The sequence below is a fragment of the Erythrobacter sp. genome, assembly GCF_023653175.1.
Lineage (GTDB): Bacteria > Pseudomonadota > Alphaproteobacteria > Sphingomonadales > Sphingomonadaceae > Erythrobacter.
This window is the reverse complement of sequence record NZ_JAMNXL010000020.1, coordinates 23929-32907: the sequence shown is the minus strand read 5'-3', so window position 1 is coordinate 32907 and position 8979 is coordinate 23929. Positions and strand designations below refer to the sequence as shown.

The following is an 8979-nucleotide window of genomic DNA, read 5'->3' as shown; positions in this document are numbered from 1 at the left end:
CGCCCCGCCGTTGCAGAGCTGGGTATGCGCGGGGAAGACATAACATTCCCAACATGGCCGAAATCCGCCCTTGGAAACCGCAGAAATCCGCCGTTTTTGAGGTTAGGGTTGAGACATAATCTGACGTAACATTTTTCAGGGCCAGACATTACCTCATTGATTTTGCTGCATATTGCAAAGCCGAAATGTTGGGGCAGACTGGCATAACTTGGTTGGGTCGATGTTATGGATATATTATGTTCTAAGGTTCTGAATTTGTTGTAATGTTATAAATGTTATGCCTTCCCCGTGCATACCCGGCACTTAAGCCAAGCCGACGCAGTTCTGCGATTTTTCGCGATTGAGAGGAGGATTGGGCCAACAGCCACAGCGAGGAGGCAGGGCGCTGCACCTTGATGCGCGCGGGGCCTCTCTCGGCCACCTACTCTAAAGGTGGAGCGGGTGAAGGGAATCGAACCCTCGTCGTAAGCTTGGGAAGCTTCTGCTCTACCATTGAGCTACACCCGCATCGCGCTGAAAAGGCTGGCTGTTCGAGGCAAGACTTGATCGGTTTCCAGTTCGGTTTTCACCGTTCTTCGCAATGCGCTCGCCCATTGCCACGACCATACGCGCTTGGTCAACATATGTTCGCCTGATCCTAGACACCTGCGCGGCCGACCCAACCCGTTACATCAGCCGCTTCAGCATCGGCCAGACCGGCTGCCAGCATCGCGAAGGTCGAAAAGGACGAGGGCGGCAGTAGTGGCCGTGTTTAACCGCGGCGCTCGATTGCGCTGGGCTTCTGCCTCTACCAGAACAGGAAGGCCACGCCCGGCACCAGCGTGACCACAAGCACGCTCGGCCATTTCCATATGCCGAGGTGGTCGAGGGACGCAAGCGGCGTTCCTTCCCGGAATGCGAGGCGGGTGCGCTTGGCGTATTGCGCTACCGGCGCCCTATCGCGGAGCCAATGGGCGCTCCGCCTCTGACTGGCATCAATCAAACGTCAAAATTGCATTCTGGGATGCAGCCGCCGCCACCGCCACCGCGTTGCGCAATGGCCTTTTCGGAAGTCAGGATAGCCATCATCATCGGCGCCGTCACCGCACTATGGAACGCCAGCCTTTGCAAAGCGACACGCCGCTCAATCGATTTGGGCTCGCTCGCAGAGGAAGTGGACTTGGTGTCAGCCTGAAACCCGCAGTCTTCATTCATCTTTGTTTCCCCGCTTTGACATAAAGTCTCTTAACTATCATTGGATTGTAGGCAAGATGCCGCTCCACATCCAATGAGCTATTCTCCCCATTCCCTGGACGCCTTGAGCGCGATTGATTTCGACGACGGCCTGGTTGTTGTCAACGCAGCGGGTGAGATGCGCGTTTACAACGAGTTGGCGGCGTTGCTGTGGCACGCATTGCGCGAGGGCCACCCGCAGGACGTGCTGCTTGAGGATATCGAACGCGTCAGCGGCACGGCCGCCCGCGCCGCCGCCGCAGACGTGATTCGCAGCTGGCATGCGCCGCCACCGCCGCCGGTGCGCAGCGGCGCGGGCGAACACACCTTCCCTCCTGCGGGCCGGCAGATCGCCCGATATGCCGCCATGCCCGGCGGACTGGCGATCGTCATCCATGCCCCCCGCCCAGCTCACCTTCTGGCTCGATAGCACCCTCCCGCCCGCCGGCCCGGATGAAGCAACGCCGGGCGCCCGGTTCTTGATCGAGGCCCTTGCCGCGGGGCAATGGCGTTTATCGATCGACGGACGCGAGCTGGTGACGACGCGGGAACTCGAGCTGGTTCAGGGCGCGATCTATCAGGCCTGTCTCGATGTGATCCATCACCGTCCCGAATGGCAGGCGCTGATCCACGGCGCGGCGATCGCATGGGCTGGCAGCGCAATCGGACTGGCAGCGCCGTCGGGCTCCGGCAAGTCGACGCTTTCGGCGCTGTTGGTGGCGCGGGGCTGGACCTATGTCGCCGAAGACCTGCTCGCGATCCTCCCGCACGGCAAGGTTGCGCCCTGGCCGCTCCCGATCTCGGTGAAGCCCGGAAGCGTCGCCGTGATTTCGGCCGCTTGGCCGGGTGGTCTGGGTGAACCGCGCGCGCATCCCGGCAAGGCGATCATGGCGCGCATGCTGCATGTGCCACCTGATCGCTGTGCCACGGCGGCCCTGCCGCTCAAGGCGCTGGTCTTGCCGCGCTACGATCCGGACGGGGATGATGCACTGCAACCATTGTGGCCGCTGCATGCGCTCGCGCGGCTCGCCTGGGACCGGCTCTGGATCGGCTACCCGCTGACCCGAGAGCGCGTGGAGCGGTTCATTCGCTGGCTGGCGGCAATGCCTTGCTACGAGATTGCCTATCGCCGGATTGAGGCGATCGATGCCCACTTTCGACACATCGCGGGCGGCGCGCACGCATGAGACCGTCTGAAGCCTATGGCTGGATCGCGCACTGGCTGATCGCCGAGCACCCCTGCCCCCCTCCCCCCGATTGCGACTGGAACCTCGTCATGGCAGCGGCGAGCCATCACCTCGTCACGCCAGCGCTGGCGTTTCGCCTGCAGGGCCAAGAGCGGGTGCCGCAGGAGACGGCAGACTATCTCGATGCCGTTCTGTATCTCAATCGCGAGCGCAATGCGCAGCTTGCCGATGGGCTTGCGCTGGTTTGCGATTGGTTTGCGCAGGCCGGGCTTGATCCCCTGCTCATCAAGGGAGCCAGTCTGGTCGCCTCGGGCTGCCTGCCTGATCCGGGCGTGCGGATGATGGGCGATCTCGATGTTGTTCTGCCCGATGAGGCGCAATTGCAGGCGGCCCGTGCGCTCATGGAGCAAAGGGGCTTCCGTTTCGCCCCCGCGCCGCGCAGACCTTCCCATCAACTCGGCATGGCGACCCATGACGAACTCGCCTTGGGTGTCGAACTCCATCGCCGGATGATATCGCCCGCTTATGCCCATGCGCTCGGCGAGCCGGATATCTGGGCGCGATCGGAATGCGTGCCGCTCGGCTCCTGCATGGTCCGGGTGCCGATGGCGCAGCACCGCATGGCCATTGCCATCGCCCACGGCCAGATGCACGATCGCGGGCATGTGTTCGGCCATATCGGCCTTCGCTCGCTGCAGGATATCGGACTGCACTTGCGCTTGCCGGACGGGGAGAGCGCCTATCGCGCCGCAATCGATGACCTGCTGTCGCGCGATCAGCAGGTTTTCGCCCCGGCCGGGCCAATGGTCGATTGGGCCCGTGGCCCGCCCGGTGCGATGCCGCCAGCGCTGAGGGGCGCGCTCGATGATCGCTGGGCGCGCTGGCGCAAGGCAGGCATGCGCCTGGCACAAACCCTGCCGGCGTTTTTCCGGCTATCGGCAGCGCAGCAGCGCGAGGCTCTCCAGCCACAACGCTGGCGGGATCGGATGGGCTACCACTTCCGGCGCTGGTGAAAGCGGCGAAGGCAACGGGGCGGGGGATCTTCACGAAAGGCTGGCTCCGGCGTCAGGCCGTGCATCACGGCAGCGTATCGAAGGTCACCTAAAGCTGGCTGGTGATCTATCCCGAGCAGCGCCTTATCGTAACGCTCGACATATGTTCGCCTGATCCTTGGGACCTGCGGCATCGCCATGCCCCGGGGCGCGCGCGCAGGCTGCCGTGCCGTGCATGGCGCCGAGAAGGTTCTCATTCGGCGCGGCGGCAGGTGGCCCTAAGATCGACTATCTGGCGGTTTGTGTCCCGCCGCGCATGACCGGCGCTGTCCGGGTCGAAAACGATCGAAGCGTCAAGCAATTCCCGAACACATCGCTCAGTCGTCGAGCCACTGCTTCCACGCGAACCAGCCCATCACGCCCGTGCCGATCACAACGCAAAAGGCGACCACGCCCCAGAACGACCAGGGTTCCTGCGCGAAGGGAATGCCCTCGACGTTCATGCCGAGCAGGCCGGTGACGAAGGTCAGCGGCAGGAAGATGAACGCCGTCACCGCGATGGCGAGGCTGCGCTGGTCGATCATCTCGGCGCGCAGGTCGGTGAGCTGTTCGTGGAGCAGCGCGGCGCGTTCACGCACCGCCTCCAGCTCCTCGGCCATGCGCGCGAAGCGGTCCGCCGCCTCGCGCAGGTGCAGGCGATCATCCTTGCCGATCCACTCGAATTCGAGCTGCGCCATGGCGCTGAGCGCATCGCGATCGGGCGCAACGAAGCGGCGGAGCACGATCGCCTGGCTGCGGATCCGGGCGATCATGCGACGCAGGGCGTAGATGTCGCCATCGAGCATCCCCTCGCAATCATCGAGGCTGTCGCCGAGCTCGGAAACCTGGGGATCGAGCTCCTTGCTGATCGCCTGCGCCAGCAGCGCAACGAAATCGCCCCCATCGGTGATCTTGCCGGCGCGCATCAGCGCCTCGACCTTGCCGAGCGCGGCGAGCGGGTAGCGGCTGACCGAGGTGACGCGCCGCTCCTCCACCCAGACGCGGATCGAGACGAGGCCGTCGCTGCCGTGCGCGGTCTCCTTGGCGGTGCCGCGCAGGTTGATGAGCACCGCATCGTCGATCTCGTCACAGCGCGGACGGGTCTCGTGTGCAATCAGCGCGCCGGCGGCCATCGGCGGAACATAGCCGGGCAGGTCGGCAAGGTTGAGCTCGCCCATGCCGTCGGCGTGGAGCCAGACGAAGCCGGGGCCGGAATAGGTGGCGACCGCGTGGGGGTCGATGGCGGCGACGATGCCGTCCTCGACGACCAGCGCGTGGGCGGCGAGCGGGGCTGCGGGGGCGGCGGGGGCGGCGGGGCCGTTCATGCCCGTACCGTTACCCCCGCCGCAGCGCCCGCGGCAAGCGGGGCCTTGTCAGAAATACTTGTCGCTGGCGATCGCGGCACCTTCGGCGAGTGCGGCGAGCTTGGCCCAGACGATTTCCGGATCGAGCGCATTGCTCCCCGCATGGACCGAGAAGCCGCAATCGACGCCGAGCATGACCCGCTCAGGCCCGAGCAGATCGGCATAGCGGCCGATGCGCTGGGCGATGAGTTCGGGGTGCTCGATATAGGGGCTCTGCGGCTCGACCATGCCGGGGCACAGGATCTTGCCTTCGGGCAGCGGGTGCTTCTCGAAGAAGGCGAATTCGTGGGCGTGGCGCGGATTGGCGCCTTCAAGCAGCACGGTCTGCGGCTTGGCGGTCCAGACGATGTCGGCGATCTCGCCCAGCGCCACGTCGCAATGGTGCGGGCCGGGATAGTTGCCCCAGCACAGGTGCATGCGCAGCTGCTCGGCGGGGATGTTCTGCACCGCGTGATTGAGCGCCGCGATGTTCATGCCGATGCGCTTGCGGAACTCTTCGGTGGAAAGCTCGGTGAACTGCACATGGCGGCCCATCGCAAGGTCAGGGCAATCGACCTGGAGGGTGATCCCGGCCGCGGCGATGGTCTCGTATTCGTGGCGCAGGCCCTCGGCGAGGGCGAAGACATATTCCTCATCCGAAGCGTAATACTGGTTGGGGAAGAACAGCGCCGTCACCCCGGGACTGGCGGCGGACATGAAGGTGGCGTGGCCATTGGCGAGGCGCACCAGCCGCTCGGCGTCGATGCGGGGGGCTTCCATGTCGACCACTTCGATGGGCGCGGTGCAGGCAGGCGCCGAGCGCTTGGCGCGGCCCTTGTTGCCGAACACTTGTGCCTTGGCGCCGGGGAAGGCTTCCAGGTCGGCGAATTCATACTGCCCCGCCTCGCCGCCGAAGCCCGACAGGCGGTGCTTGATATAGGTGGCATAGGAGGGCTTGGACTGCTCGCCATCGTTGACGATGCTGACCCCAGCCTCGATCTGGCGCTTGATGACGTAGGCCGTGGCGTCCTCGACCGCCGCGTCGAAATCGGCCTCGGAGACAGGCTCCCCGCCTTCGCGCTTGAACACAAGATCGAGCAGGGCTTCGGGGCGCGGCAGGCTGCCGACGTGGGTGGTCAGGAAGCGGCTCACGGCAGTTCCCCGCGCACGATGGCCGCGCCATCGGCCATGGCCTTCATCTTCCCGAAAGCGACCTCACGCGGCAGATATTTCAACCCGCAATCGGGCGCAATCACCAGCCGTTCGGCTGCGATATGCGGCAGCGCACGGCGGATGCGCGCGGCGACGTCCTCGGGGGTTTCGATTGCATGCGTCGACAGGTCGAGCACGCCGAGGATGACCGTCTTGCCGGTCAGGCTTTCAAGCACGCTGCAATCGAGCTGGGACTGCGCGGTCTCGATCGAAATCTGCTGCACCGGCGATCCGGCAAGTTCGGGCAGGAAATTGTAGCCCTGCGGCCGCTCATGGATCAGTGCGGCATAGCCGAAGCAGATGTGCAGCGCGGTGCGCCCCTCGACCCCGTCAAACGCGGTTTCGAGCGCGGCGAGCCCGTATTCGCGCGCCTTTTCGGGCCGCGCCTGCATGTAGGGCTCGTCGATCTGGACGATATCGGCCCCGGCGGCGAAGAGGTCCTTGATCTCGGCATTGACCGCGACCGCGTAATCCTGCGCCATCTCGGCTTCGTGCTTGTAGAAATCGTTCTGCGCCTGCTGTGCCATCGTGAACGGGCCGGGCACGGTGATCTTGATCATCCGGTCGGTATGCGCGCGCAGGAATTCGACGTCGCGGGTTTCGACGGCATGCTTGCGCCGGATTTTCCCGGTGACGCGCGGGACCGGGTTGGGTTCGCCGCTGCGGTCGAGGGCAACGCCGGGATTGTCGAGATCGACGCCTTCGAGCGCGGTGGCAAAGCGGTTCGAGTAGCTTTCGCGCCGCATCTCGCCATCGGTGATGATGTCGAGCCCGGCGCGCTCCTGATCGCGGATAGCAAGCAGCGTGGCATCGTCGAAGGCTTCTTCGAGGTATGCCGGATCGACCCGCCACAGCTCGGTCGCACGCACGCGCGGGGGGAAGCGGCCCTTCAGTTTTTCCTTGTCGATCAGCCAGTCGGGTTGGGCGTAGGAGCCCACGAGCGAGGTCGGTAGCAGCATTGTTCTCTCTTTCGACAAGTTAAGCGCAGGCGCGCAGGAAGGCGGCGACAGCCGCGTTGAAAGCGGCCGGGTTGTCGGCATTGGCAAGGTGGCCTGCCTGCGGGATCTCGACATGGCGGGCGCGCGGGGCAACCTCGGATATCGCGCGGGCACAGGCGCGCCGCCAGGGGGTGTCGTGCGCGCCGGTCAGGCTGAGGATCGGCATGGGGAGCATCGCCAGCACCTCGCGCGGCAGGCCGGGGGCCTCTCCCTGCCCGAGCAGCAGATCGCGTCCGTCATAATCGGCGAGCATCGCGGCAGCGAGCGCGGTGGCCTCGGGGCTGTGGGTGCGCATCAGGGGATGGCGCGCCCATTCGGCGCGGAACCCCGCAATATCGCCGCCCCGAACGAGCGCGCGGTAGCGATCAAGGTCGATCACCTCCTCGCGCGGCACCAGCGCGGGAAGCGGCGCGCCCGAGACGACCAGCGCGGTCAGCCGCGAGGCATGTTTGCGCGCGACATCGAGCGCGACCACCGCCCCGCGCGACAGGCCGGCGAGCGCGAAACGCTCGAAGCCGAGGAAATCGGCGATGGCGATGACGTCCTCCGCCTCGCGCGCAAGATCGGGCGGCGCGGTGGCGCGCCCGCAGCCGCGGCGGTCGGGCATGACAAGGAAGTGCCTGTCCGCAAGGCCCGCCACCTGCGGGCCCCACATGCGGTGATCGAGGGTCCAGCCGTGGAGCAGGATCAGCGGCGCGCCTTCTCCCGCCATCGCGATCGGCAGGCGGCCGCCTTGGACGGCGACCTCGCCGTGCCAGAGCGCTTCGGGATCAGAGGTGCGCGCGGCAAGCATGTCGGCCCGCACCCCCGCTGCCCGTCACGCCGCTTCGGCGGCGCGGAATGGGTTGTTGTTGTGGTGCTGCCCGCCGAGCCAGCGCTTGAGTTCGGCGTGCGCGTTGGCGCGGCGTTCCGCGTCCAGCGGCGCGGCGCGCTCGTCGTCGTAGGTGAACTCGAGGATCATTCCGTTGGGATCGGTGACGTAGAGCGAGCGGCAATAGCCATGCTCGAGCACATAGGTCTGCGGCTCGGTGATCCCGGCGGCGGCGATCCGCTTGGCGAGTTCGTCCTGCCCGTCCGCATCGACATGGAGCGCGATGTGGATGAAGGGGCTGGAGGGGATGTCCGGCCCGAATTCGGCCTGATCATCCGGGTCGGCGAACTGGAAGAAGGCGAGCGCGCTGCCATCGGCGAGTTCGAAGAACACGTGGCAATAGGTGCGCTCCTTGCCGAACAGCTCGTCCTTTTCGCAATAGGTCGCCATCAAGGGGAAGCCGAGCACGTCTTCATAGAAGGCGCGGGTGGCTTCGAGATCCTTGGTCACATAGGCGGTGTGGTGCAGGCGGTTGGCCAGAATCTTGGTCATCGTGCTGTCTCCCTATTCCCCGAAAATCAGACGGCGATCTTGGCGGCGATCTGCGCCACGTGTGCCCCCTGGAAACGCGCACCGGCGAGCTCGTTCTCGCTCGGCATGCGGCTGCCGTCATTACCCGCCAATGTGCTCGCGCCATAGGGGGTGCCGCCGCTGATCTCGCCCATCTCGGAATTGCCCGCAAAGGTGTAGGGCAGGCCGACGATCACCATGCCGTGATGCAGCAGCGTGGTGTGGAACGATGTGATGGTGGTCTCCTGTCCGCCGTGCTGGCTGGCAGTGGAGACGAACACCGAACCCACCTTGCCGACCAGCGCCTTGGCGAACCACAGCCCGCCGGTCTGATCGAGGAAGTTGCGCATCTGACTGGCCATGTTGCCGAAGCGCGTGGGTGTGCCGAACACGATGGCGTCGTATTCCGCCAATTCGTCCGGGGTCGCAATCGGAGCGGACTGGTCGGTCTTCATTCCTGAAGCCGCCGCCACCGTCTCCGGCACCAGTTCGGGGACGCGCTTGATCACAACCTCGGTGCCGGGGACGCTGGCTGCGCCCTCGGCCACGGCGGCGGCCATCGCCTCGATATGGCCATAGCTCGAATAGTAGAGCACCAGCACCTTGGTCATGTCG

At 65.5% G+C, this 8979-nt stretch carries 10 protein-coding genes and 1 tRNA gene; 3 read left to right on the top strand and 8 right to left on the bottom strand.

Features of this window, described 5'->3' with window-relative positions:
* Positions 1-433: 433 nt before the first annotated feature.
* Both NBV68_RS04365 and NBV68_RS04360 read right to left on the bottom strand, forming a co-directional pair.
* Positions 434-507, bottom strand: a tRNA-Gly gene (locus NBV68_RS04365).
* A gap of 471 nt (positions 508-978) precedes the next feature.
* Positions 979-1194, bottom strand: coding sequence for a hypothetical protein (locus NBV68_RS04360; RefSeq protein WP_296307534.1), 216 nt, complete (start codon positions 1192-1194; stop codon positions 979-981).
* Between the two features lie 73 nt (positions 1195-1267).
* On the opposite strand from NBV68_RS04360, the gene NBV68_RS04355 reads away from it, so the two are divergent.
* Genes NBV68_RS04355 through NBV68_RS04345 form a run of 3 tightly spaced genes read left to right on the top strand, consistent with a single transcriptional unit; the run spans position 1268 to position 3412 of the window.
* Positions 1268-1642 (top strand): hypothetical protein, encoded by a 375-nt coding sequence (locus NBV68_RS04355; RefSeq protein WP_296307533.1) that lies wholly within the window; start codon positions 1268-1270, stop codon positions 1640-1642.
* Positions 1643-1691: 49 nt separating this feature from the next.
* Complete coding sequence (locus NBV68_RS04350; RefSeq protein ID WP_296307532.1) at positions 1692-2399, top strand: hypothetical protein; 708 nt, start codon at positions 1692-1694, stop codon at positions 2397-2399.
* Complete coding sequence (locus NBV68_RS04345) at positions 2396-3412, top strand: nucleotidyltransferase family protein (protein WP_296307530.1); 1017 nt, start codon at positions 2396-2398, stop codon at positions 3410-3412. The genes NBV68_RS04350 and NBV68_RS04345 overlap by 4 nt, the downstream gene beginning before the upstream one ends.
* A gap of 356 nt (positions 3413-3768) precedes the next feature.
* Here the strand turns inward: NBV68_RS04345 and NBV68_RS04340 are convergent, their stop codons facing one another.
* The 6 genes from NBV68_RS04340 to wrbA are packed head-to-tail and all read right to left on the bottom strand — an operon-like array spanning position 3769 to position 8975.
* The gene (locus tag NBV68_RS04340) at positions 3769-4755 is read right to left on the bottom strand and encodes a CorA family divalent cation transporter (protein ID WP_296307528.1); all 987 of its coding nucleotides are present in this window, start codon (positions 4753-4755) and stop codon (positions 3769-3771) included.
* 48 nt (positions 4756-4803) lie between these two features.
* Entirely contained in the window at positions 4804-5925 is a 1122-nt protein-coding gene (locus tag NBV68_RS04335) for a cobalamin-independent methionine synthase II family protein (protein ID WP_296307526.1), read from the bottom strand.
* Complete coding sequence (locus NBV68_RS04330) at positions 5922-6944, bottom strand: 5-methyltetrahydropteroyltriglutamate--homocysteine methyltransferase (protein ID WP_296307525.1); 1023 nt, start codon at positions 6942-6944, stop codon at positions 5922-5924. Before NBV68_RS04330 ends, NBV68_RS04335 begins: the two co-directional genes overlap by 4 nt.
* Before the next feature lie 19 nt (positions 6945-6963).
* A complete protein-coding gene (locus NBV68_RS04325; RefSeq protein WP_296307523.1) occupies positions 6964-7788 on the bottom strand; it encodes an alpha/beta fold hydrolase in 825 nt (274 codons plus the stop codon).
* 12 nt (positions 7789-7800) lie between these two features.
* Positions 7801-8346 carry a VOC family protein gene (locus tag NBV68_RS04320; protein WP_296307522.1) on the bottom strand — a complete coding sequence of 182 codons (546 nt, stop codon included), beginning with the start codon at positions 8344-8346 and terminating at the stop codon, positions 7801-7803.
* Positions 8347-8372: 26 nt separating this feature from the next.
* Positions 8373-8975 carry an NAD(P)H:quinone oxidoreductase gene (gene wrbA / locus NBV68_RS04315; RefSeq protein ID WP_296307521.1) on the bottom strand — a complete coding sequence of 201 codons (603 nt, stop codon included), beginning with the start codon at positions 8973-8975 and terminating at the stop codon, positions 8373-8375.
* Between the last annotated feature and the right edge of the window lie 4 nt (positions 8976-8979).